Here is a 22,804-nt window from a genome sequence, read left to right as displayed (position 1 = left end):
CCCCCGTCCTGGCTTCACCCGCGGCCCCCGCCGGGCCGGGCCCCTCCCGCGACGAGCTGGTGGAGCTGCTGCGCATCCGCCCCGCGCGGGCGCTGGGCATGGCGGCCCTCCACCTGGGCGTGTGGGGGCTGGCCGGCGTGGGGCTCGCGCACGTCAGCGGCTTCTGGCTGAAGCTGCCCCTGTGGCTGCTGGCGGCCCAGGGCGTCATGGGGCTCATCCAGCTGGACCACGACGCGTGGCACGACACCCTCTTCCCGAGGCCCTGGCAGAACCGCCTCTTCGGCAACGGGCTCAGCCTGCTCGTGGGCATCGCCTACGAGCCGATGCGGCACGACCACCTCGCGCACCACCGCTGGAACCGCACCGAGAAGGACCCTGACGCCTACAACGCGGGCCGCCGCTCGCCCGGGCTGTGGGCACTCTTCTACGCCACCGTGCTGCTGGGCCTGCCGCTCAGCCTCGTCTACTTCAACGTCCTCTACCCGGTGCAGCACTTCGACGCCGCCCGCCTGCGCCGCCATGCACGGGTGCTGCTCGGCTACGGGGCCTTCTACGCGCTGCTCTTCTGGCTCCTGGCGGGCCACGGGCTCCTCGGGAGCGCGGTGGAGTGCTGGCTCGTGCCGGTGCTCTTCGCCAGCCCCCTCAACGGGCTCAAGTCCATCTCCGACCACCACGCCAACGTCTGGCGCGGCGACCGCTTCCACACCGCGACGACGGTGCGCAGCACCCGGCTCGTCACCTTCCTGTGGAACGGCCTCAACCACCACCTGGACCACCACCTCTACCCGCGGGTGCCCGGCTACAACCTCGCGCGGCTGCACGCGCGCCTGCGCCCCCAGCTGCTCGCGCGCGGGGCCCCCGTCTTCGACAGCTACCTCCACGTCATGTGGCGGGCCCTCCTGGCCGGCCCCATGGTGGTGGAGGAGGACGTGCGACTCGTCACCCTGGAGCGAAAGCGCCCATGAACGCCCTGCGCCGGCTGTACGCGGACATCCGCTACGAGGACGGCCGCTGGCCGCTGTCCCGGTGGGACCTCAACCTGCGCTACATCACCAAGAGCCTCCTGCACCTGCCACAGCCGCGCTCGGCCGAAACCGGGGAGCACTTCGCGCGAGTCGCCCGGCACGTCGCCTCGGGGAGCTGGCGGCACGCGGGCGCGCCAGGGCTCCGGCTGAGCGCCGTGGGCGACATGATGTGGATCCGCAGCGGCTTCCACCGCGCCCTCTCTCCCGGCGTCCGGGAGGTGATGGCGAATGACGCGGTGGCCTTCGCCAACCTGGAGACGCCGGTGGACCCGGCGCGGCCCGTGCCCCGGCGCGTCTACGAGACGCTCCACTACAACGCCCCGCCGGACTACCTCGCGGCCTGGGAGGGCACGGCGCGCCACCGCGTCTTCTCCCTCTGCAACAACCACGCGCTCGACCAGGGCGCCGAAGGGCTGGAGCGGACCCGGGGGATGGTGCTGGCCTCCTCCCGGCACCGCTGCGTGGGAGGCCCCCGGCCGGAGGACGCGGTGGCCGCCCTGGAGGTGGACGGGGTGCGGATGGGCATCGCCGCCGTGACGTATGACATCAACCACCTGGTGGGGGCGCCGCCCGCCGGGGTGCCGGTGACGCGGCTGGGCAGCCCCTTCCACGCGCCGGACTGGGAGCGGCTGGGCGCGCTCATCGACGCCGCTCGCGCGGTGGGGCCGGACCTGGTGGTGCTGATGCCGCACTGGGGCTTCGAGTACGAGTACTGGCCCGAGGCCCTCCAGCGCGAGCATGCCTACAGGCTCATCGAGCGCGGGGCGGACCTCCTCCTGGGCGCCTCGCCGCATGTCCTCCAGCCGGTGGAGTGGGTGTCCATCGACGGCGCGGACGCCACCTGTCCCACGCAGGTGCGCCGGGGCGGGCCCGCGCGGATGGGGCTCATCGCGTACTCGCTGGGCAACTTCCTGAGCATCATGCCCACGCTGGCGTGCCAGACGGGGGCCGTGCTGAAGCTCGCGCTCGCCCGGGACGCGCGGGGCGTGCTCCAGCCGGTGGAGCTGCGCGCGGTGCCCACCGCCTGTGGACGGGGACTCGGCGGGGAGGGGTTCCTCGATGCGGGCGTGGTGCGCCTGGACGAGCTGCCCCCAAAGCGGGCGGCGCCGCACCTCGCGCATGCCCGGCGGACGTTGGGTGCGCTGCTTTCGGACCGGAGGGACTGAGGATGTCGTCGCTTGAGGAGCAGTTGGAGGCGCTCACCGTTGGGATGGCGCGGCAGGTCGCGAGCTGGCTGCCGACGGTGACGCCAGAGCGATACGTGGCGTTCCTCGACATGATGTACCACTACACGCGGCGCAGCGGAGACCGGCTGCGGCTCGCGGCCGAGCGCGCCACGCTCCCCGAGCTGAAGGCCTTCTTCGCGGAGCTGGCGGGGGACGAGCAGGCGCACTACCTGCTGGCCAGGGCGGACCTCGCGGCCTTCGGGCGCGAGCCCTCGTCCGACGCGCCTCGCGAGGTGGCCGACTTCCACGCCTTCTGGGAGGGCATCGGGCCGGAGCGGCAGCTCGCCTTCCTGGGCGCACTGCGCGTGCTGGAGGGCGTGGCGCGGCACCTGGGGGGCGAGGCCCGCCAGGGGCTGGGGCGGCTCGGGCTGGAGCGGACCCAGGCGCGCTTCATCCTCGTCCACCTCGACGTGGACCTGGAGCACGGCGCGAGGGCCCAGGCGCTCTGCGCGGCGCTGGGGGCCGGGCACCCGGAGCCGCTGCTCGGAGGGGCCCAGCGGGCCGCTGACTTCTGGGTGGCCATCCACCGCGCGGCGCTGGCCGGCGAGGCGCGGCCTTGAGCGGGCGCCTCAGCGCACAAAAACGCCCTGCTTCCAAGAGGTTGGCAAGCAGGGCGATGACCCCGACAGGAATCGAACCTGTGGCCTGCGGTTTAGGAAACCGCCGCTCTATCCAACTGAGCTACGGGGTCGAAAGGTCGCGGGCGTTATAGCAGGCGATCCGAGGCACGCAACGGGTCTGATGCGCCTCTGTCGCGCGCTGTCCACGCCAAGGCCGGATGAATACCCGCCATCCGGCCAGGGAAGAGGCGGTAGCAGGACTCAGCAATCGAGGATGCAGATCTCGTAGCGATTGCGACAACCCTGCATACATGCCGAGCTGGTGGGGGAGCACTCAGAGACGCACTTGTTGCGTTGGTTCTGACACTTCTGCGCGCAGGTGACGGCGGCTGCGTGAGGGTCATTCATTCCGGGCGCTTCCTCGGCCTGCACCTCACTGGACGGCGCTGTGTCGAGGGGCTGCTCGGATTCCAATGGCCCGCAGCCCGCCGCGAACATCAGACTGCCAAGCGCGACCAACCACTTCATACGGCTCGTCATGGCGCTACCTCCGTGTGTGGAATGGATGAGCGGATGATAATCCCGAATTGTGAGTAAACCATTGGGAGAGGCGGCAAAGTGCGGATGGGTTTGTTGGAGGCGGAAACGTTCATTGGCGGTGTTTGAGTTGTTGTTGTGTATGTGACGCTCTCCGCGGCAACGATGCATGGTGGGGCGACACGCCGTGCCTTCGCAGGTCCTCGGCAGCGCTATCCTGGCGAGGAAGTACAAACGCCCAAACCAGGAGAAGCACATGCGCGCAGCAATCATTGCCGGGCTGATGGCAGTCGGAATGCTGGCGGGGTGTGGCGGTCCGGCAAGCGATGAGCAGGCGGCTGGAGCAACTGCTTCGGTCGATGCTCTCGCCAGCGCCTGCCTTGACGCGTGCAAGGCGACTTACGTCGCATGTATGCGTGCCGCCCACGGCAGCACCAGCGAGCAGCAGGCATGCACGGAGGACTATGTCGCCTGCAACCAGTCCTGTTCGTCACCGAGTGCCACCCAGCATGAAGGAAACCAGGTCCATGCCGCGGGGCTCCCTCCCGACAACATTTGCCATATCGAGTGCTGGGGCGGGCCCGCCGCCGGGACCACGGCGGCCCCTTACGCGGCCACTCTTCAGGAGTGTTTCAACCACGTCAATGACATCTGCGCCGTGGCGAGCGGTGGTTGGTATTTCTTCACATATAACGGTCAGAGCTGGGCCAACTAAGAGGGTGTTGTCGAGCCTTGGCGCGGTGAGGACATGGAGAAGAGCTATCCTCCCCCATCCCTGGGTAGGCCCGCACCCCATGGCCGCATGCTCTTGCACCAGAGGCCAGACCCGCAGGGCCACCCATATTGATTGCCATTCATTGCGGGGCCTTGAAGAATGGTAATCGTCTCGAAACCACCTCTCAAGGAACGACATCCACCGCGGGTCAGGAGTCTGCGCAAGTCCTCTGCCGACTCCTACGACCATCACGATGACGGGGCCCGATTCCTTCACGGAAGTCTCCGGGAGCTTCACGGCGAGCTGGTACCGCTCGCCCTGAGCCTGGACGGGGCCGGATGGGCTCTGGCCCATGCGGCCCCTGGGGCAGGCCTATCTCGGCCCCCTGACCTCGTCTGGGAACTCAACGTCCACGCCGCGGGCGTCCCCCAGGCCGATGACGCGGACTACCGCAAGAGAGTGGAGTCGCCATCGTCGCGCGGCACCTGGCGGGTTGCCAGCGCTCGGCGCAGCATGGTTTCCGTCCATTCGAGTTCTTCTCGGGACAGCCCCGCCCCCATCCGCACGAAGCCCTTCTTGTGCTCGATGACGACGGTCAAACTCCCGAAGAACTCTTCCTCCGGCTCACGCAGGTCGATGTCCTCGATTTGCGACGCTGGGAGTCGTGTGACTTCTCCCGGCTTCCCGCCCCCGGTGCGCGAATGCTCAATCCCCCGTGAGGACGCGGCGAGCGACCAACCCCTATTGACCTCCCGAATGACACTCCACAAAAGGAGTCCTCCCAGACAAAGGAAGACGGCGAGGGCCATCAGCGGCTCCGCGGAGGTGAGCTGTCGGAGGCCGTACGTGCGCACCCAGGCCAGCCCGAAGACGGTGGGCCCCCCTACCGCGATGGCAAGCGCGATGCCCGCCTTCACTACGAACAGGGGCCTCCAGCCGCAGCCTGGCAGCTGCAACACCAGACCCTGAGCACCCTGCCGGACCCGGATACGACTGCCTGGAGGGAGTGACGGTGGCGCCTGATCGCGTTCAAGTGGCGCTGCTTCGAGACGGGCGTCCACAGGGCGCGCATGCCCGCCGTCCACGCTCAAATCAACGCCCAGGAAACGGGAGAGGGCTTGGGCGAGCTCCAGCGCCTCGTCCCGGTCGTCAGTCCCCGACACCGCCACGGTTCGTGTCGGGGACTTCAACTCCACTGAGTAGAAGCCCCAGTCGCTGGAGCCTCCCCCAGCCTTTCCGCGGGGGGAGAGGGCCACGGACGTAAAAGACCCGAGCGGGTGCGTGTTCGCGGAGAAGAACACTCCGACACCGGACCGCAGCTTCAAGAGCTGCGTTTCCTTGTTCAGCAGCGCTTTCCAGTCGGACGTCAGGTCGTGGGCGGCCCACAAGCAGGCGAGGAGCGCCATGGCCCATGCCGGCCACGCGCTCCAGAGGGAAGGCACGAAGAGCGCGACGCCGGGAAAGCAGAGGGCCGCGATCAGCGCAACCCTGCACGCCCCTCTCACGACGCGAGGTACGTCACGCTCAATGGTCAGGTGAGGGCCGAAGGCAGCCCACCGATGGGATCCGCATCGCATCTGGACGAGGCTAGGCGAGGGAGGCTCGCGGGGAGAAGGACCTGTTCCTTCGCCTTGGCCTTCGCGCCCTCCCAGCGCTGGATGGAGCTGTAGTTGAGCGGGATCCACCGGTAGCCCTTGCCCTCCGCGCTCAGCCGGCCAAGGCCGGGAAGGGGCATGTGCGCGAGGCCGATCAGATCGCCGCGCTTCGCCGCTTCCGTGAACGCACGCGCCCGCTGCGCCGCGGCCGCCGCTGCCTCTTCTCGCTCTCCGACATCCCACACCCTTCCATCACACGGGGGCCACGGAAGCGGGGGACGCTCAAGGTGTCTAGGGCGCGCTCATGGGGGCTGAGTAGTGCACTGGCGGTGACTCGCCTGGGAAGGTGGGGATCCGGTCGAGGAACTGCTCGTCCACGAAGCACCAGGCCCAGTTCTCTCCAGGCTCGAACGATTTCATGACCGGATGGGCGCTGGCGTGGAAGTGCTGGGTCGCGTGGCGTGACGGCGAGTCGTCGCAGCAGCCCACGTGCCCACAGGTCAGGCACATCCGGAGATGGACCCAGTCCCCTCCGTCCTTCAGACACTCCATGCATCCGTGGCCGCTGGGGTGGACGGGAGCCGTCCGGTGCTGCTGGGTGTCTTCCAGGTGGGGACATGCCTTCTTCATGGCTCGCGCTCCGTGTTGGGGCCTCCGCCCGATGGACTCATCGGGTCGAACATGGGGATGCGAGGGGGCCTGTCGCAATGCGCGTGGCGGCGGAGGACAGGCAGGCATGCAGCTGCGCCATCCCTTGCACTCCGGGACGGGTTTCGGGGGCTTCGACGGGTCTCCTATTCGACCGAGTAGCCCCCCGTCTGGCTGCGCGCGAGCAGGTACATCTTCCACATTCCCAGAAGCCGCTCGAAGGTCACCAGGGTGACGTGCTCCTTCTCCAGCGCCTTCTTGAGGATCAACCCCCTCAACCGCGCCGCGAGCGCCGGCTGCGCACCGACCTTCGCGGCAAGGTCGCTGTCGGCGACCGTGACGTGATAGCGCACCGTGTGTGATTCGGTGATGCTGATGCTGGGGTCGCCGAAGGCCTTCGTGACCAGGCCCCCATTGCTCAAGTGCTGGATCCTCTGGTGCACACGGCCCGTCTCGCGAAAGAAGAGGTCGGCTTCGTCCATGTCCCTCGGCTGGACCAGGGAGCCCCGGCCGTGGGGCGCCCGCAGCATGGGTTCACAGAACCGCCAGTCGTCTCCGGGGGACAGGTTGTGCCGCGCCTTGTTCACGAGGAACATCAACATGTCCTCGGTCTGGATCCTCGCATGGAGGGCCGTCTGTGCGGCTTCCTGGATGAGCACCGCCAGTGGATCCGGGCTGCCGGCGATGCCCACGACGGAGCTGATCCCTTCGGGATTCCCCATCATGTCCTTGAGCTGCTTGGAGAGTTCGACCTGCTTGATGGAGGTGCCGGTCGTCTCCTGGGGCCGCGCGAAGAGGGCGTAGGCCCTGGCGGCGGCCTCATAGTGGTACGCGTTGGTCAGCCGCAGCGCCCCCAACATCACCTTGAAGCTGGGGGACTCCCGGGGCGCGCGGTCGATGACGCTCTGTCCCTTGGCGGCATGCGCGCTTTCATGGACCAGGGTCAGCGCCAGGACCTCGGGTGCCATCGCCGTGAAGTCTGGTGCCAGCAACACGCGAAGGTTTTCCGGCGTCGTGCAGGCCTCGCGACCAAAAGCCTTGTTCCACGCGTTGATGCGGAAATAGGTCTGCGGCGCGGCCACCCAGGTTTCGATGACCTTCAACATGGCCTCGAAGTGTTTGTAGGCCGCGAGGCCATTCGCCACGCCGAAGGTTGCTTCGCAGATGATCCTGTTGGAGGGGGAGCGGAGAAATGCATGGATCAGGATCGCGGCGTCGCGAAGGGTCTCCGCGATGCGATTGAACTCCGCCTCCTTGACCTCCCGCTCCTCCTCGGGAAACGCCTTGGCCCGCTCCTGCCGGTCGTGCTTCTGGATGCGGGTCGTCTCCCGCCATCGCTGCGCGAACTTCCTGGCTCTGGCGTGGAGCACACACCACGGCGAGGAGCCCACGGAGGGCGCGGTGCAACCGGGGAACGTGCACATTCCGTCAGTATAGGACGGAGCCGAGCCTGGATGAGGGCGGCGGCGCCACGCGTAACGGCATCCTCATGCTGAGGCAGGCTCCTGTTTCCAATGGGGGGCGAGGAGGGCCGCTGAAGGGAACTGCGGAGCTGTGCGTCAGGTAGGGTAGGGTTCTCCGTGTCGTGCCACCCAGGGCTCCCCTCCCATGACCTTCGCTTCACTTGGCCTGTCGGACGCGCTCGCCCGCGCCGTGGCCGAACTTGGATATGACGAACCCACGCCGGTGCAGCGCGCGGCCATTCCCGTGGTGCTGCGGGGCGGCGACGTCCTGGCCTCGGCGAAGACGGGCTCGGGGAAGACCGCGGCGTTCCTGCTGCCCCTCATGGAGGCCTTGCGCGCCCGGCCGGGTGGGGCGGTCCGGCCGGTGCGGGCCTTCATCCTGGTCCCCACGCGGGAGCTCGCCGCCCAGATCGTCGACTCCCTCCAGCGGTATGGCCGTCACTTGAAGAAGCCGCTGAAGACCTGCCTCGCGGTCGGCGGCGTCTCCGCGAACCCGCAGATGCTGGCGCTCCGGGGCGGCGCGGACGTCGTCGTGGCCACACCGGGCCGCGCGCTGGACCTCGTGGCTCAGAACGCGCTCCGGCTGGGGGAGGTGGAGACGCTGGTGCTCGACGAGGCCGACCGGCTGTTTTCCCTGGGCTTCGCTGACGAGCTCAACCGCCTGCTCACGCTCCTGCCCGCGCGCCGCCAGAACCTGCTGTTCTCCGCCACGTTCCCGCCCGCCGTGCGGACGTTCGCGGAGCGACTGCTGCACGAGCCCACGCGCATCGACGTCGATGACGGCGAGCTGCCCTCCACGGACCTCATCCTCCAGCGGGCCATCCAGGTGGATGCGCCCCGGCGCACGATGCTCCTGCGACAGCTGTTGGAAACCCACGCGTGGTCTCACGTCCTCACGTTCGTCGCCAGCCGCTACGCGGCGGACCATGTCGCGCTGAAGCTCAACCGCGCCGGCATCCCCGCGACGTCGCTGCACGGAGACCTCAGCCAGGGGGCCCGCACGCGGGCGCTCGCGGACTTCAAGGCGAAGCGCGTGCGTGTCCTCGTCGCCACCGACGTCGCCGCGCGCGGCCTGGACATCTCGGGCCTGCCCGCGGTCGTGAACTACGATCTGCCGCGTTCGACCGTGGACTACGTGCACCGCATCCGCCGTACGGGGCGGGCGGGCGACCAGGGCGTGGCGATCAGCTTCGTCAGCGCGGACACCGAAGCCCACTTCCGTCTCATCGAGAAGCGCAACCACCTGTCCGTCGCGCGAGAGCAGGTGGCGGGCTTTGAACCGACGCCGACGGCCGAGTCCGCCGCACCGCCACTGGATGCGAACGGCGGCGTGAAGGGCCGGCGCAAGAGCAAGAAGGACAAGCTGCGCGAAGCCGCTGCCGCCGCCGCCGCCGCCCCTCCCCCGAAGCGCAAGCCGTAGCGCCCTTCATTTCCGCGAACGCGGCGAATGGGCCGTCATGACGGCGATGGGTACCGCGCTATCCGAGCGCCGCCTTCCCGTCCGGCTTGCGCTGGAACTTGTAGAGCACGAAGCCCACCGCGAGCGCGATGGCCCCGGCGACGAGGTTCTCTTTCTCCGCGCTCAGCGCGAAGACGACGCACAGCGCGGCGGCGGCGAGGGGAATCACGGGCCCACCCGGGATGCGGAACGCGTTCGGGGGCGCCTGGAGCTTGCGGCGCAGCACGGGCACAGCCAGGGCCGTGCCGAAGTACGTGGCGAGCCGGGCCACCACGGAGAGCGTGGCGAGCACCTCGAACGAGCCGGAGAACGCCAGGGGCAGCGCGATGGCGGTCTGCGTGAGGATGGCGATCGTCGGCGTGCGGTAGCGCGGATGCAGCGTGGCGAGCGCGGCGGGGCCGAAGCCGTCCTGAGCCAGCGCGTACAGGTAGCGCGGCCCGGCGAGCACGGTGTTGCTGTTGGTCCCCAGGATGGACAGCACCCCGCCCACCGTCATGAGGAGCCCACCCCAACCCCCGAGGAACCGCGCGGCGGCGTTGGCGAGCGGCGTCTGCGCGTCCGCGACCCCGGGCAACGTGCCCAGCGCCACCCACTGCACCGCCGTGTAGATGAGCGTGACCACGCCTATCTGCACGACGAGCGCGAAGGGCACGTCGCGGCGCGGGTTCTTGAACTCACCCGCCGGAGCCGCCGTGTTCTCGAAGCCTGCATAGGCGAACAGCAGCAGCAGCACCGCGGCCCCCAGGTTGCCTCCATCCCTGGGCGCCACCGAGGTCGCCAGCGGCACGGACACGGAGAAGAGGCCCACGGCGATGAACACCAGCAGGGGCACCGTCTTGGTGACGGCGAGGAACACCGCGGTGCGAGCGCCGCCCTTCACGCCCACGACGTTGATGGCGGTGAGCGCGAGCAGGGGCACGGCGATGGCCAGCCCCTGGCCCAGGCCCGAGTTCGCCGCGGGCCACAGGAAGCCCAGCGCGCGGGAGAAGCCGACGGACAACGAGGCCACGGACGAGACGCGCGCCAGCCACGTCATCCAGCCGACCTGGAACCCCACCCGTTCTCCAAAGGCTTCACGCGTGTAGAGATACGCGCTGCCAGGCTTGTCGAAGTAGCTGGCCGCCTCCGCGAAGCAGAGCACGAGCAGCAGCACCGCCAGGCCCGCGAGCACGACGGCGCCCGTGCTCGCCGAGCCCAGGTTCGCGGCGGCCGCCGCGGGCAGCAGGTAGACACCGCTGCCGATGACGTCGTTGATGGAGAACCCGACGATTTCCCAGCGCGATACCGCGCGCCGCATGCCCGGCTCAGGAGGAGGCGAATGGGTTCCGGTGGTCATGGATGGAAGGGAGGGAGGGGGAACCCACTGGAGCACAGATGCGGCGAATCCGCGAATTCGTGAGAAGCCGGGCTCCTTTCCCGGAACAGGCACGACGAAGCTGGAACACTTCCAGGTCTAGAGGAGCGGCTCGGCCTGTGCGCTACTCCATGTCCTCTGAGGGCAGGTCCGAGGACTCTTCATGTCAACACTGCCATTGATCCGGCTCTGGGACTCCGCGGGTCTGGGACTCGTTCTCCTTTGGCCCACCGGAATCCTCTATTCAAATCAAACGGGAGGATCCACATGTCTGCAGCCCCAGGCGGAGGGTGCATTCCTTCCGCTCGTGGACGAACTGGTGGCGCAAGAGGACCTGCTGCGCCAGCACTTCACCGGGCCCAAATGGCAGGGCGCATGTGCCAATGGAATCGACGAAGAAACGGCCCAGGAGATCGAACGAATCCTGGGCCTTTCAGGTGTCACGCGGGAGCTGGGGGTTCGAGTCGATCGCGCACGGCTTGCGGAATCCCATGAGGCCTGGGTGTACGTCGAGGTTCCGGCGCAGCCTGAGAACGGGTTCGCCAGCCTTGAGCGCCTCCCCGCTTCAAAGGGCATCCTGACCTGGGCCAATAGCGACTGACGCCCACGTTCACCAGGATGGCAGGGTCTCCGCGAGGCGGATGTGCCCCTGGAAGGCGCCACTGCCCTGCGGCGTCTCGCCCTTTTCAATGGCATGGGCGAAGCGCACGCCGGCGTCCGCCTCCAGCCGCTCGAAGAGGCCCTGGAGCTTCGGGTAGTCGCGGCGGTCGAGCACCTCGTGGTACCGGGTCCAGCGGGCGATGCCGATGAAGTAGGCGTCCGCCAGCGTGCGGTGGTCGCCCAGCAGCCACGGCGTGTCGCCCATCAGCGCCTCCAGGTTCGCGTGCGCGGAGACCACCTTGCGGGCTCCCAGGTTGCGCAGCGCCTGCTTTTCGGACTCCGGCAGTTCGGCGTGCTCAAGCGCGTACCAGAGCGGCGAGAACGCGCTGAAGAAGGTGGTGTTCAGGTACGCGAGCATCTGGTTCAACCGGTCGAAGTCCTCGGTGCCCTGGGCGAACGACAGCCCGGTGCCCACGCCGCGCGCGCCCAGGTGGTTGAGGATGGCCATGCTTTCGCTGATGCGCGCGCCCGCCTCCGTCATCAAGGTGGGCGTCTCCGCGACGGGGTTGATCCGGCGGTAGTCCGCGCTGCTGACATCCTCCGGCATGGCGATGCGGCACAGCTGGTAGGGCCGGCCCAGCCACTCCAGCGCGACGATGGAGCCAAACGAGCAGCCAGAGGGGACACCGTAGAAGAGGGTAGGCAATGCCATGGTGAAGCTCCTGTCCGAAGGGGAAGGCGTGATGCCTTCGATGGGGACAAGATGGCCGTGGCGACGCGCGCCGTGTAGACAGCGGAACGCGAACGCAAGGTCCACACCCGTGGACGATGAGGCGGCCCTTGAAGCTCAATGACCTCCATCTCTTCGTCCAGGCCGTGGAGAGCGGTGGCTTCGCCGCGGCGGCTCGGCGGCTGGGCATTCCCAAGTCGACGGTGAGCAAGCGTGTGGCCGAATTGGAGGACGCGCTGGGCGCCCGGCTGATCCAGCGCACGTCGCGGAGCTTCACGCTGACGGACGTGGGGCGGGACTTCCTCGACCATGCCCGCGCCGCGGTGATGGAGGCGGAGGCCGCGGAGAACGTGGTGCGCCGCCGGCAGGTGGAGCCCAGCGGCGTGGTGCGAATCACCACGTCGGTCCCCACGGCGCAGTTCCGGCTCGCGGACCGTCTGCCCCTGCTGGCGCTGGCGCATCCCAAGGTGCGCGTCGAGCTTCACGCGACGGACCGCTTCGTGGACCTGGTGCAGGAGGGATTCGACATCGCCGTGCGCAGTCACTTCTCGCCCTTGCCCGCCTCGGGCCTGGTGCAGCGCCGACTCGCGGTGGAGTCCACCATTCTGGTGGCGTCGCCCGGCTACCTGTCCAGCCGCGGCAGGATTCGCAAGCCCGAGGACTTGAGCGAACACGACGGCCTCCTGACCAGCGCCACATCCACTGAATGGCGGTTGCGTGGGAGGGCGGGGGAGACGGTCACCGTGATGCCACAGGCACGCATGACCGCCGATGAGTCGCTGGTGCTCTTGAAGGCGGCCACGGCCGGGCTGGGCGTCGTCTGTCTGCCAGAGACGTTCACTCGCGTGGACGTGGAGGCCGGGAGGCTGGTGCGTGTGCTTCCCGCCTGGACCGCGGGCACGGTGACGACGACGATCCTGACGCCACACCGCAGGGGGCAGTTGCCCGCCGTGCGCGCCGTCATCGATTTCTTGATGGAGGGCGCTGACGAGGCGTGAGCGTCCTCGGCACGGCGCCTGATCGGGGGTCATCCATCCAACCAGAACGCCCGGTTTCCGCTGCTCAGCGCCTTCTCCAAGAACTCCTCGAAGCTGGAGGCGATGCGCGGCGTCTCGTCCGGGTACGTCTCGTGGAAGGCGTCGAGCAGCGGGTAGCGGCCGTTGAACCGTATGGCGACATCCAGGATGACGAAGTTGGTGTCCTGCATGTCCACCAGGGTGAAGTGCGAAGCGGGGCCCGCACTGTCCTGGTCTCGTCCTCGAATGGCGACGCGAGCTCGCTCGATCTCGTCCAGCGAAAGGATGCAGTACTTCGCGTTTGGCAGCGGCTTGAAGAGGGTGCCGCCGTTGGCGTGCAGGAAGAAGGCGCGCAGGTCCTCGTCCAGCTTCCAGCCGACACGCGCCTCGAACGCGGAGAGCTGCGCAGGCGTCGCAGGGGCGTTGGGGAAGTGCAGCCGGGAGAACTCCGCCAGCAGGTTGTTCATGGGCATGGTGGTAGCCTCAATCTGAGTAGGGTCGCTCAGGGCCGGGCGTCAGCCATTTCCCACCGGGCGCGTCTGAGGCAGACGAAAGCAGCTGTCATGACAATCGATGACAGCACAGCCACGGCTGCCAGGCCAAACGCTCGCTTCAACTCATGGCTGGCGTGTCGCCCTCTCCGCGCCAGCTCAACCGTGCGCTCGTGCCTCGGGGCTCCAGTGCGTCAATGGACAGCGTCCACCCGAAGCGCTGGGCCAGCCGTTCCACCAACGACAGGCCGATGCCATGGCTCTCGCTCCCGGGCTCGGCGCGGCCAAAGCCAACCCCCGTGTCGGTCAGGGTCCACGCCGAGGGCTCGATGGTGATCACGATGCGCCCTTCGTCCGTGTAGGCGAGCGCGTTCTTGAGGAGGTTGCCCATCATCACCCTGGCGACGGATGCAGGGACGGGCGCGTGGACTTCGCCCGCGGACTCAATCGTGAGCTCGATGCTGTCACTGCGCCGCAGGTGCCCGTACAACGCGAGCAATTCTCGCGAGACTCGGTGCAAGTCGCAGCGCTCCTCGGAGCGGCGCTCGCGGGCCAGCCAGAGGATGCCCTCCGTCAACAGGCCCATCTGGCTCACGGCCCGGTGCAGCCGGTCGAACGTCTCCGCGTCTCGCGGCGGGTCGAGCTCCAATATTTCCACCGCGCCCTGGGCCACGGCCAGAGGGGTGCGCAGCTCATGACTGGCGTCGCGGTTGAACCGCTGCTCACGCTCCAACTGCTCCTGGATGCGCGCGTCCCGTGCGAGCAGCGCGTCCCGCAGCGCCCGGACCTCGGCCACTCCTCCATCATCCTCGGGCGGCGGTGTCCCTTCGGCCCGGAGCCACTCCACCATCCGCTCCAGCGGCCGACCGAGCCGGCGGGCCACGAGACGGGCGAGGAGCGCGGCGGCCAGCAATGCCAGCAGCGCACTGGTGAGGAGCAGTCCGGCCGTCCGCTTCAAGTGAGCTGTCGTGCTCGTCAATCGCGTCACGTCGAACGCGAAGTACTGGCGTTCTCCACCCACGCCTCGGCGCACCGCGACGTGGAAGTGTCCATGGCTTCCGGCGGGCACCTCGTACTCTCTCGGCGGCGCGTCCGGACTCAGGCGCTCCGCGAGCCAGGGCGGCAGCGCGGCGTGGCCGTCATACCGCGTGATTCCGGGGACGTGACCTGGCTCGCTCCGGTCCGCCTCCGCGGCCACGATGCGGCTGAAGATGACGTCCTCGAGGTCGTAGCTGAAGAGCGTGAAGATCCCTCCCATCAGCACCAACGCGAACGCGGCGGACAGCCCCATGGCGCGCTGGAGGACGGCGCGCACCGACCTGCTGGACCTAGCGCGCATCCAGGCGGTACCCCTCGTTGCGCAGGGTGGTGATGGCATCGTCGAGCCCCAGCCCGGCCAAGGCCTTGCGCAGGGCATAGACGTGCGTGCGCAGCGCGCTGGACTCGGGGGCTTCGTCCCCCCAGAGCCGTTGCGCCAGCGTGGCCGCGGGGATGGCTTCGGGGGCGGCCTCCATCAGCCACCGCAGGAGGAGTGCCTCGGTGCGGTTGAGCCGGACGGAGCGCCCACCCCATTGCGTGTGCCCGCTCTCCGGCTCCAGCGTGAGCCCTCCGTGCGTCAGCTTCCGTCCGCTCGGAGGCACGGGCCGGCGCGCCAGGGCTTCCAGGCGCCAGCGCAGCTCCCGGAGCGAGAACGGCTTGACCAGGTAGTCGTCCGCGCCCGCCTGGAAGCCCGCTTCCTTGTCCTCGAGCGTGTCCCTGGCGGTCAGCATCAGGATGGGAACGAGCCGGGGCGCGACCTGCCGGTATCGCTCGCACACTTCGACGCCGCTCATGCCGGGCAGCATCACGTCCAGCACGATGACGTCGTACGGGTGGCCCAGCGCGAGCGCGAGCCCCTCGGGCCCGGTGCTCGCGAAGTCCAATTGGAAGTCCGGCTCCAGGAACCGCGCGACGTTGGCCTGGAGGTCGCGGTTGTCCTCGATGACGAGCACGCGCATGGGGGTGAACTGGATGCTACCCGCGTCTGCGTCAAACGAATGTCAGCACGTGGGTGACGCCTGGTTGACCGGCGCTCCCGCACCCTTCACGGCCTCTCTCACTTGAGGAGTTCCGTGATGATGCGTTCGCTGTTCCTGGCCCTGATGTTCCTGGTCGCCTCCGTGGCCCACGCCGCGAGCCCCGCGGTCCCCCTGGAGGTCCGCGCGGAGGATGGGGAGCGGATTCCCGCGTGGGTGCTGGAGCCGGAAGGGAAGGGGACGAATCCGCCCGTGGCCGTCCTGCTGCACGGCCTCACCCGGAGCAAGGACGACTGGCTGTCGGATGCGGAGCCGACCTTCGGAGGCGCCCTGACGGAGCAGCTGCGGAGCGCCGGCTATCGCGTCTATCTCATGGACGCGAGGCGGCACGGCGCGCGAGCGACCCCAGACGCGCGGCCCGGAGCCCTCGCGAAGCGAGCGCACGCGGGCGAGCCCGGTCCCTATCAAGCGATGATTGTCGACACCGTGCGTGATGCGCAGGCGCTCCTCACCCACGTGCTCGCCAACGGCAAGAAGCCGCCGAGGGTGCTCGTCGCCGGCTACAGCATGGGCGCCCAGGTGGGCCTCCTGCTGGCCTCGCGCGAGCCTCGGATCACCCATCTGGTGACGATGGTGCCACCCCATGTCGACCCCGTGCTGGGCGACGCCGCACCGGTGAACCGGATGGGCCAGGTTCATCAGGCCTGGCTGCTGTTGACCGCGAACCGCGATGTCTTCTCCACCGAGGAGGACACCCAGAAGCTCTTCGACGCCGCGCCCTCCAAGCGCAAGACGCGCCAGGCCTTCGACAGCGGGCACGCACTGCCGCGCGAGTACCTGGATGCGGTCCGTCGCTGGTTGGGCGAGACCCCACGAAAGCCGTAGGCTTGTGTGGGTGAATGTCTGGGCGGAGCTCCCGTGCCACGGGCGCCGCAACTGGGGCGCCATGCAGGCGATAATCGCGGAAAACGAGGCGGATCTTGCCTCGCCAACCAGCCGCCCCAAGCAGGGGACGAGGGGGAACCACCATGACGACGCCCATCCAGCGCAACGCACCCCGACCCATCGAGACGAAGCCCACGGAGCGCCCCGTGGCGCAGACCCCGGCGCAGCCGCCCGCCCGGAATGAGGCGGTGCGTCCCGGAGGCACGGGGGCGGACGGGTTCCAGCCTGCGGCGGGGGCCGCGGGGACGCAGACGGCGAACCGCCTGGGCGCGGCGCCCGCGGGGGCTGAGGAGGTGCGGACGACGAGCGCGACCCCGGTGGCGCCCGCGGCGCTGTCGCCCACGGAGCTGCGCTCGGCGCAGCAGGCCATCGCGAACTCCAGCGACGGCCGGGACGCCACCGCCGTGTCCGAGTGGCTGAGGAACAACCCGGACCCGGCCAAGCAGGCGGCGTTCATGGACATGATGTTCCACTTCGGCCCCGTGGCGGGCGGCATCCTGGACAGCGTTCAGCGGCTTCCGGAGGCGGACCGCGCGCGGCTGTCCCAGGCGCTGGACAATGCCTACCGCTCCGGCGCGGTGTCTCCCCAGGAGCTGTCGGCGGCGGTGGCCTCGTCCGGCCGCGGTGCGCTGCCCGGGGCGACGCACGAGGGGATGGCGGGCATCATCGCCGGCACGGGCAACCCGGACCTCATCGCGACGTATGCGACGGCCGAGATGGGCATCGTCCGCGCGAGCGGCGGGAATGATCCGCAGCGCAGCGCGGCGGTGGCCACGGCGCTGGCGGGCATGCCGCCGGACCGGCTCCAGTCATTCCTGGCGGCGAACCGGGAGGGCATGGCGGATGTCATCAAGAACATCAACGCCTCCGGCCCGGACGCGACCTACTCCCCCGCGCTGGGGCGCCTGCTGGACGCCGCCGGCCGCATCAACCCGCCCACGGCGGAGTCGGTGCAGCTGTTCACGAACTCCATCGACAAGCTGGGGGAGAACCGCGAGTCGCGCGCCGCCGCCGCCCGCTTCTTCACCCAGCATGGTGACGCGGTGCTGTCGTCGCTGCAGGACAGCTCGGGCTCGCTGGGGCTGGATGGCCAGAAGAAGATGTCCGAGTTCTTCGCCCGGACGCTCTTCTCGCCGCCGCAGGACTTCCCGGGCAGCGACGCGTTCCGCCAGAACGTGATGCAGCGCCTGGAGACGATGAACGCCGGGCTCGCGCGGCACGCCAACGAGAACCCGCCCTCGCAGGACGCGAAGCGCGGCGCGCGGCTCATGGGCAGCCTGGTGGGGGCGCTGGAGGGTGGCTTCCAGGTGTCCCTGGACGAGCTGGGCAAGCGCAACGAGGCCGTGAAGGGCATGGTGGATCTGCTCTTCTCCGCCAAGTCGCTGCTGCCCAACCTGCCCATCCCCGGCGCGGGCAAGCTCAAGGACCTGACCCTTGATCAGATCCAGCGCTGGGTGACGTCCAGCCTCCAGGAGCGGGCCCAGCAGCCCTCGCAGGCCATTCCGTTCCACCGCACCTTCGGTGAGCAGATCGCCAACCCGGACCTGCGCACCGACTATGATGCCGCCCGCGGCGACGCCTTCCTCAACCGCCAGCGCGGTCTGAGCCGGTAGCCGCGCGGGGCCGTGAAGGGGAGGGGGCCGAGCGCCTCCTCCCCGTCAACGGAGGACAAGGAGCGCGGCACGCATGCGCATCGCAATGAGTGGCACGCACCGCGTGGGCAAATCGACGCTCATGGAAGACCTGGGGGAAGAACTCCCGGGGTATCGGATCGTCGACGAGCCGTACCACCTGCTCGAAGAGGAGGGGTACGCGTTCACGTCTCCACCGTGCCTGGAGGATTTCGTCGAGCAGCTCCGTCGATCCATGGACCTGCTCGAAGAAGAGGACACGCGAAACGTCCTGTTTGATCGAAGCCCCCTCGACTTTCTCGGGTACCTCCTGACGCACGAGGACTCCGATGCGTTCGACGTCGAGGAGTGGCTGACGCGGATCCGTTCCACCCTGAAGACCCTGGACCTCGTCGTCTTCGTCCCCATCGAGGAGCGCGATCGCATCCGCCTCCCCGCGCACGAAGATTCCCAGCGGCGCAGGGAGGTGGACGAGAAGCTCGCCTGGCTATTGCTCGACGACCCTTATGAGTTGGGCGTGGAGGTCCTCTCCGTCCACGGCTCCGGGGGCGTACGGGTTGCCCAGGTCCTCGAGCGCCTCGGGCGAGGTTGAAGCCGTCACGCTCCGGTCACGCCTCCGGGACTACTTCCCTGCGCACCTGCTCCCGGAGCGTCCATGCCCCTGATTCGACGGTTTCCAGTCACGCATCCCGCGCGCATTCCCTTTCCTCCTTCCTCCGGAGCCTCTCGCAGGCGGGGATGGGCGAAGGGGCCGTCGAGGAGGGCGCGCTCGCGTCCTGCCCGCTGCGCCACTGCGCTCCCGCCACAGCAAGCCCGGCCGGGTTCACTGCGCAGGCTGCCCCACTGGGCTTCGCGGCCGACACCGTCCTGGCCACGGAGCCCGTGAAGGGGGGCCCTCGCCAGCGTTGCAAGTTCCCGGCGCTGGAGGACGGCGGGACTACCGGGCGAGGAACTGGGCCTCGGTCAGGCAGGGCTCAACCTTCTCCGGCGTGACGAGGAAGGGCTCCGCCCGGTCCAGCGTGCGGGAGGTGCCCAGCGCGCTGTCACCAATGGAGCCGCCGCCGTCGAACACCATGACCGCCCAGTCGTTCTGTGACGCGGGGAACACCGTGGCGCTGCTGCCGTCGCGGTTGAGGTCCCGCGCGTACGAGGCCGTCTGGATGCTGCCGTTGGCGTTCATGTCCAGGTTGGCGCTCGCGTTGCCGGCGACCTGGACGTTGACGAAGCGCAGCCCGCCAATCTTCGCCAGGTCCGCCTCCGTGGTGGGGGCCACGGGGGTGAAGGCCGCGACCTCGTTGATGGCCGCTTCGCTGAAGGACGCCACGCGTACGCGCGAATAATCGAACACGTTCGCCACGCCGCCGATGGTGAAGCCATACACCTGATACTCGTAGTTCATGATGCTCAGGTAGTTGGGCTTGTAGTTGGCATTGTCGGTTCCTCCGTGGCGCAGGCCGATGTTGTGCCCCAGTTCGTGCATGAGCGTCCCTGCCTGCTGCGCCTCCGTGCCGCCTGGGGTGGACCAGCCGCCCAGCGTCACGATGAAGTCATGGGCGGGGATGCCGCGCGAGATGCCGCTGGAGGTGCCCCCGCTGTAGGTGTTGGCGAACAGCATGTAGTGGAAGAACGGCGCGCGGGCGGCGGCGAAGTACTTCGCCTTGATGATGTCGAAGTCCGTCCACACCGGGTTCAGGTCCGGATCCGCGTCCGCCGTGGCGATCTGCTGGTCCAGCAGGATGTGCAGGTTGATGCCCGTGCTGCCGTCCGGGTTGGACACCGGCGCGTTGGCGAACGCGGTGATGATCCGGTTGAGCGCGCCCTGCGTGGGCTTGCGGTTGGCGTAGTAGTCCGCCTCGATGAAGATGTCCTTGCGGCGCGCGTTGGCGCCCAACGCCGGCAGGTTCACGCCGCCGGAACCGAACAACTCCGCGTAGTCGCTCAGGCGGTCGCCGTCCGTGTCGGTGCTCTGCGGGTTGGTGCCGTACTGCGCCTCCACCTTGTCGCAGACGCCGTCGCCGTCGGTGTCCACGTCAGAGGCCAGACACCCGGGCGCCGCCTGCGCGACGACGCCCTGGGCAACCACGGCCTCCGTCGGCCCCTCCACACCTTCATCGCCACCACACCCGTTCATTCCCAGCAGGGCCACGGACGCCGTCAGCAAGGTCTTCTGGAGCTTGGACATACTCTTCCTTTGGAGGTCACGGACCGGCATCAAGCCGGCACGGCCATTCTATCGCACTTCCTGTGTAGTCTGTTTTGGCTATGAATCCTCGTTTGAGGCTGAGTGTCCAGTGGCATCGATTCCAGTGCCAATGACAAACATGCTGTGGCGTCAAAACGGCGCCACGTGGCACTCCGGGGCCAGGGCCGGGTGGTATCTTCCGCGCCCATGGACCTGCGAATCGTGCTCGGCGTCGCGCTGATGCTGGTGTCGCCCGCCTGGAGTCAGCCGGTGGCCGCGTCTGGCGCGGACTTCCAGGCCCGGATGTCCGCCGCGTCCCGGGCCTACGAGGAGCTCGACTACGAGCATTCGCTCGAGCAGCTCGACGCGGCGAAGGCCGTGGCGCGCGATGGCGGGGAGCGGGGCAGGGTGGCCATCCCCCGGGGCATCGTGCTCGCGGACCTGAGGCGCCGTCAGGATTCCCTGGCCGCCTTCAAGGAAGGGCTGTCGCTCCTGCCCGACGCGAGCCTTCCGGTGAAGGTGTCGCCCAATGTGTCACGCGACTTCGAGGAGGTGCGCAGGAGTGTGCAGCGTGAGCTGGCACGCAGTCCCCGGCCGCCTCCGGACGCACCGGTCGCGATGACGGATGCGCAGCCTGTGTCCGCGCCGCCGCCAGGTCTCGTGCCGCCGCCGGCGCAGGAGGAGGTGCAACGCACGCGTTCCCTTCCCGTGCTTCCGCTCGCCTTGCTGGGCGGAGGCGTGGTGCTCGGGGGCATTGGTAGCTACGTGGGCCTCCAGTCGCGGAGCAACGTGAACGCCGCGCGCGAGGATGCCTTCTACAGCGACCGGACCGCGCACCTGGACAGCGCGAGGGGACAGGCGCTCGCGGCCAACATCCTGCTGGGCGCGGCCGTCACCGCCGCAGCGGGCGCCGCCGTCACCTGGCTTCTCACGGGCGACTCGCCGTCGCCGCGGACGGAGGTTTCTCCATGACGCGCGCCGTGGCCGTGGGGCTCGGGTTGCTCTGCATCACCTGTACGGTGCCGGACATCGATGAACTCGAAGCGGAGCGCCCCAGCGGGTGCGACGCGAGCCATCCCTGCCATGTCCAGGTCCGGCTGACCTACGACGGCTTCCGTCCGGGCTGCGTCACGCTGCGCGTCGTGGACGCCGAGGAGGCCTCCAGGACCTTCGAGCTGCCGGTGCCCGAGGGAGTGGGGGAGGTGGGCTTCATTCGTCGCACCGGATGGAGCGACACCGTGAAGGTGACGGCCTCCGCCCGCGAGCGCTCGTGCGCGGGGCAGGAGGTTGCCACCGCGTCCGGTCAGGTGGTGGTTCCCGAGGAGGACACCACGAGCGTCGAGCTGACGTTGAGCGCGCTCGACGAAGACGGGGATGGCTACGTGAGCACCGCCACCCGGGGGACGGACTGTGACGATCACTCCGTCTCCATCTCCCCGGGCGTGGAGGAGCGCTGCGACTTCCTGGACAACAACTGTGATGGCCGCCAGGACCCGGTGCCTGTCTGTAATGGCGTCGAATGGAGGACGACCGAGCGCCTCCCGGGCGCGAGCTTCCAGGACGTGGCCCCTCATGTGCGGGGGCAGGCCTGGCTGGTGAGCGACAGCAACGACGTGCTCGCCCATGTGCGTCGGGAGACTGATGGGGGCTTCGACGTACAGTCTTTCACCGACTGCCACGGCGCCTGGTCCACCGCATGGGCGCGGCCGAGCGACGGGCGTGTGTTCATGGGCTCCTGGATGGGGCAGCTCGCCACGCGGTCACTGTCCGCCACGGAGCCCTGCACGCTGACGTCCTTTGATGGGGGCGGGGCGGCCATCCAGGACCTCGTGGGCTTCGAGATGGACGGAGGCACGACGCTCTACGCGGTGAGCGAGACCGGGGACATCCTCCGCTGGGACTATCCGGCGGAGCCCCAGCGGGTGGCGCACGTGGATGCGGACCTGCGCTCCATCCATGGGCTCGACCCGCGGACGCTCATCACCGTGGGGACCACGGGCAACGGGCCCGTCGCGTACCACGTCAACTCGGACGGAGGCCCGTGGCTGCGGGAATCGCTGCCGCAGCCGTCCCAGGGGCAGGTCGCTTTGCAAGCCGTGCACGTGGTGGCGCCGGGCCTGGCCTACGCGGGAGGAGATCAGGGGCTGTTCCTGGAGCGTTCAGCGGGTACCTGGAGCACGAAGCCGCCGTATCCCATCTTCGTGGATGGCGGCGTCGCGCCTGATCTGCTGGGCGTGGTGTCCTTTGGACGGGGCGCCGTCTTCGCGCACCTGGGCACGGACGACCTCGTCCGCTTCGACGGAGTGGCGTGGCAGGACTTCCTCTTCGGCACCCAGGGCTTCACGACCCTCGAAGGGCTGTCGTCGGACGAGCTGTGGAGCGCCACACAGGATGGGACCGGGTTCTACTTCGGTTGGCTGAAGTAGGCGTGCCGCACGGTCAGGCGGCGGTATTGGAGAGGGCTCGCAGGAAGGGCTCGGAGGTCGATTCGACCACCCGCGAAATCGAATGTCGTGAAAAAATAGGTCGGTTGACCTATATCCGTGGCGGGTCTTGAAAGGGAGTCGCCATGGAGTCCGAGGGCCGTGTCGTGCTGGTGGGGGGCTATGGGG

The 22,804-nt window shown here is 68.8% G+C and carries 22 protein-coding genes and 1 tRNA gene; 12 read left to right on the top strand and 11 right to left on the bottom strand.

The window, feature by feature from the left end; all coding sequences use genetic code 11:
- From D7V80_RS30145 to D7V80_RS30135, 3 genes are all read left to right on the top strand, one after another.
- Positions 1 to 965 (top strand): fatty acid desaturase (locus D7V80_RS30145; RefSeq protein WP_147447255.1); only part of this gene is annotated, 965 nt, incomplete at its 5' end.
- Positions 962 to 2,191 (top strand): CapA family protein, encoded by a 1,230-nt coding sequence (locus tag D7V80_RS30140; protein WP_120591432.1) that lies wholly within the window; start codon positions 962 to 964, stop codon positions 2,189 to 2,191. The genes D7V80_RS30145 and D7V80_RS30140, both read left to right, overlap by 4 nt.
- Before the next feature lie 2 nt (positions 2,192 to 2,193).
- Entirely contained in the window at positions 2,194 to 2,811 is a 618-nt protein-coding gene (locus D7V80_RS30135) for an iron-containing redox enzyme family protein (RefSeq protein ID WP_120591431.1), read from the top strand.
- A 57-nt stretch (positions 2,812 to 2,868) separates the two neighbouring features.
- Here D7V80_RS30135 and D7V80_RS30130 read toward each other — a convergent pair.
- Positions 2,869 to 2,942 (bottom strand) — tRNA-Arg (locus D7V80_RS30130).
- Positions 2,943 to 3,604: 662 nt separating this feature from the next.
- On the opposite strand from D7V80_RS30130, the gene D7V80_RS41510 reads away from it, so the two are divergent.
- The gene (locus tag D7V80_RS41510) at positions 3,605 to 4,063 is read left to right on the top strand and encodes a hypothetical protein (RefSeq protein ID WP_147447254.1); all 459 of its coding nucleotides are present in this window, start codon (positions 3,605 to 3,607) and stop codon (positions 4,061 to 4,063) included.
- Positions 4,064 to 4,509: 446 nt separating this feature from the next.
- Here D7V80_RS41510 and D7V80_RS30125 read toward each other — a convergent pair whose 3' ends face one another.
- From D7V80_RS30125 to D7V80_RS30110, 4 genes are all read right to left on the bottom strand, one after another.
- Entirely contained in the window at positions 4,510 to 5,469 is a 960-nt protein-coding gene (locus D7V80_RS30125) for a hypothetical protein (protein WP_147447253.1), read from the bottom strand.
- Positions 5,470 to 5,594: 125 nt separating this feature from the next.
- On the bottom strand, positions 5,595 to 5,903 hold the full coding sequence (locus D7V80_RS30120; protein WP_199738892.1) for a hypothetical protein: 309 nt from the start codon (positions 5,901 to 5,903) through the stop codon (positions 5,595 to 5,597).
- A gap of 46 nt (positions 5,904 to 5,949) precedes the next feature.
- Positions 5,950 to 6,288 carry a UBP-type zinc finger domain-containing protein gene (locus D7V80_RS30115; RefSeq protein WP_120591429.1) on the bottom strand — a complete coding sequence of 113 codons (339 nt, stop codon included), beginning with the start codon at positions 6,286 to 6,288 and terminating at the stop codon, positions 5,950 to 5,952.
- Between the two features lie 164 nt (positions 6,289 to 6,452).
- Complete coding sequence (locus D7V80_RS30110; RefSeq protein ID WP_147447252.1) at positions 6,453 to 7,676, bottom strand: hypothetical protein; 1,224 nt, start codon at positions 7,674 to 7,676, stop codon at positions 6,453 to 6,455.
- A gap of 238 nt (positions 7,677 to 7,914) precedes the next feature.
- Here D7V80_RS30110 and D7V80_RS30105 point away from each other — a divergent pair, with 238 nt between their 5' ends.
- A complete protein-coding gene (locus tag D7V80_RS30105) occupies positions 7,915 to 9,189 on the top strand; it encodes a DEAD/DEAH box helicase (RefSeq protein ID WP_120591427.1) in 1,275 nt (424 codons plus the stop codon).
- A 58-nt stretch (positions 9,190 to 9,247) separates the two neighbouring features.
- On the opposite strand, the gene D7V80_RS30100 is transcribed toward D7V80_RS30105, so the two are convergent.
- A complete protein-coding gene (locus D7V80_RS30100) occupies positions 9,248 to 10,525 on the bottom strand; it encodes an APC family permease (RefSeq protein ID WP_120591426.1) in 1,278 nt (425 codons plus the stop codon).
- A 220-nt stretch (positions 10,526 to 10,745) separates the two neighbouring features.
- On the opposite strand from D7V80_RS30100, the gene D7V80_RS30095 reads away from it, so the two are divergent.
- Positions 10,746 to 11,183 (top strand): DUF6210 family protein, encoded by a 438-nt coding sequence (locus D7V80_RS30095; RefSeq protein ID WP_233585832.1) that lies wholly within the window; start codon positions 10,746 to 10,748, stop codon positions 11,181 to 11,183.
- 9 nt (positions 11,184 to 11,192) lie between these two features.
- Here D7V80_RS30095 and D7V80_RS30090 read toward each other — a convergent pair whose 3' ends face one another.
- Positions 11,193 to 11,894: a glutathione S-transferase family protein gene (locus D7V80_RS30090; RefSeq protein WP_120591424.1), complete on the bottom strand. Its 702-nt coding sequence runs from the start codon at positions 11,892 to 11,894 to the stop codon at positions 11,193 to 11,195.
- A gap of 128 nt (positions 11,895 to 12,022) precedes the next feature.
- On the opposite strand from D7V80_RS30090, the gene D7V80_RS30085 reads away from it, so the two are divergent.
- Positions 12,023 to 12,910 carry a LysR family transcriptional regulator gene (locus D7V80_RS30085; RefSeq protein WP_233585831.1) on the top strand — a complete coding sequence of 296 codons (888 nt, stop codon included), beginning with the start codon at positions 12,023 to 12,025 and terminating at the stop codon, positions 12,908 to 12,910.
- Positions 12,911 to 12,939: 29 nt separating this feature from the next.
- Here D7V80_RS30085 and D7V80_RS30080 read toward each other — a convergent pair whose 3' ends face one another.
- From D7V80_RS30080 to D7V80_RS30070, 3 genes are all read right to left on the bottom strand, one after another.
- On the bottom strand, positions 12,940 to 13,401 hold the full coding sequence (locus tag D7V80_RS30080; RefSeq protein ID WP_120591422.1) for an SMI1/KNR4 family protein: 462 nt from the start codon (positions 13,399 to 13,401) through the stop codon (positions 12,940 to 12,942).
- Between the two features lie 139 nt (positions 13,402 to 13,540).
- Entirely contained in the window at positions 13,541 to 14,758 is a 1,218-nt protein-coding gene (locus D7V80_RS30075; RefSeq protein ID WP_199738891.1) for a HAMP domain-containing sensor histidine kinase, read from the bottom strand.
- On the bottom strand, positions 14,748 to 15,416 hold the full coding sequence (locus D7V80_RS30070; protein ID WP_120591421.1) for a response regulator transcription factor: 669 nt from the start codon (positions 15,414 to 15,416) through the stop codon (positions 14,748 to 14,750). Before D7V80_RS30070 ends, D7V80_RS30075 begins: the two co-directional genes overlap by 11 nt.
- A 117-nt stretch (positions 15,417 to 15,533) precedes the next feature.
- Here D7V80_RS30070 and D7V80_RS30065 point away from each other — a divergent pair, with 117 nt between their 5' ends.
- From D7V80_RS30065 to D7V80_RS30055, 3 genes are all read left to right on the top strand, one after another.
- Entirely contained in the window at positions 15,534 to 16,319 is a 786-nt protein-coding gene (locus D7V80_RS30065) for an alpha/beta hydrolase (RefSeq protein ID WP_120591420.1), read from the top strand.
- Positions 16,320 to 16,462: 143 nt separating this feature from the next.
- Positions 16,463 to 17,992: a hypothetical protein gene (locus D7V80_RS30060; RefSeq protein WP_120591419.1), complete on the top strand. Its 1,530-nt coding sequence runs from the start codon at positions 16,463 to 16,465 to the stop codon at positions 17,990 to 17,992.
- 73 nt (positions 17,993 to 18,065) lie between these two features.
- Entirely contained in the window at positions 18,066 to 18,602 is a 537-nt protein-coding gene (locus tag D7V80_RS30055) for an AAA family ATPase (RefSeq protein WP_120591418.1), read from the top strand.
- A gap of 345 nt (positions 18,603 to 18,947) precedes the next feature.
- Here the strand turns inward: D7V80_RS30055 and D7V80_RS30050 are convergent, their stop codons facing one another.
- The gene (locus tag D7V80_RS30050; RefSeq protein WP_120591417.1) at positions 18,948 to 20,192 is read right to left on the bottom strand and encodes a hypothetical protein; all 1,245 of its coding nucleotides are present in this window, start codon (positions 20,190 to 20,192) and stop codon (positions 18,948 to 18,950) included.
- A gap of 207 nt (positions 20,193 to 20,399) precedes the next feature.
- Between D7V80_RS30050 and D7V80_RS30045 the strand changes: the two genes are divergently transcribed.
- On the top strand, positions 20,400 to 21,164 hold the full coding sequence (locus tag D7V80_RS30045) for a hypothetical protein (RefSeq protein ID WP_120591416.1): 765 nt from the start codon (positions 20,400 to 20,402) through the stop codon (positions 21,162 to 21,164).
- On the top strand, positions 21,161 to 22,618 hold the full coding sequence (locus D7V80_RS30040) for a putative metal-binding motif-containing protein (RefSeq protein WP_120591415.1): 1,458 nt from the start codon (positions 21,161 to 21,163) through the stop codon (positions 22,616 to 22,618). The genes D7V80_RS30045 and D7V80_RS30040 overlap by 4 nt, the downstream gene beginning before the upstream one ends.
- Positions 22,619 to 22,804 lie beyond the last annotated feature (186 nt).

It is taken from the genome of Corallococcus sp. CA054B (genome assembly GCF_003611625.1).
Lineage (GTDB): Bacteria > Myxococcota > Myxococcia > Myxococcales > Myxococcaceae > Corallococcus > Corallococcus coralloides.
This window is presented reverse-complemented; position numbering and strand designations above follow the sequence as displayed.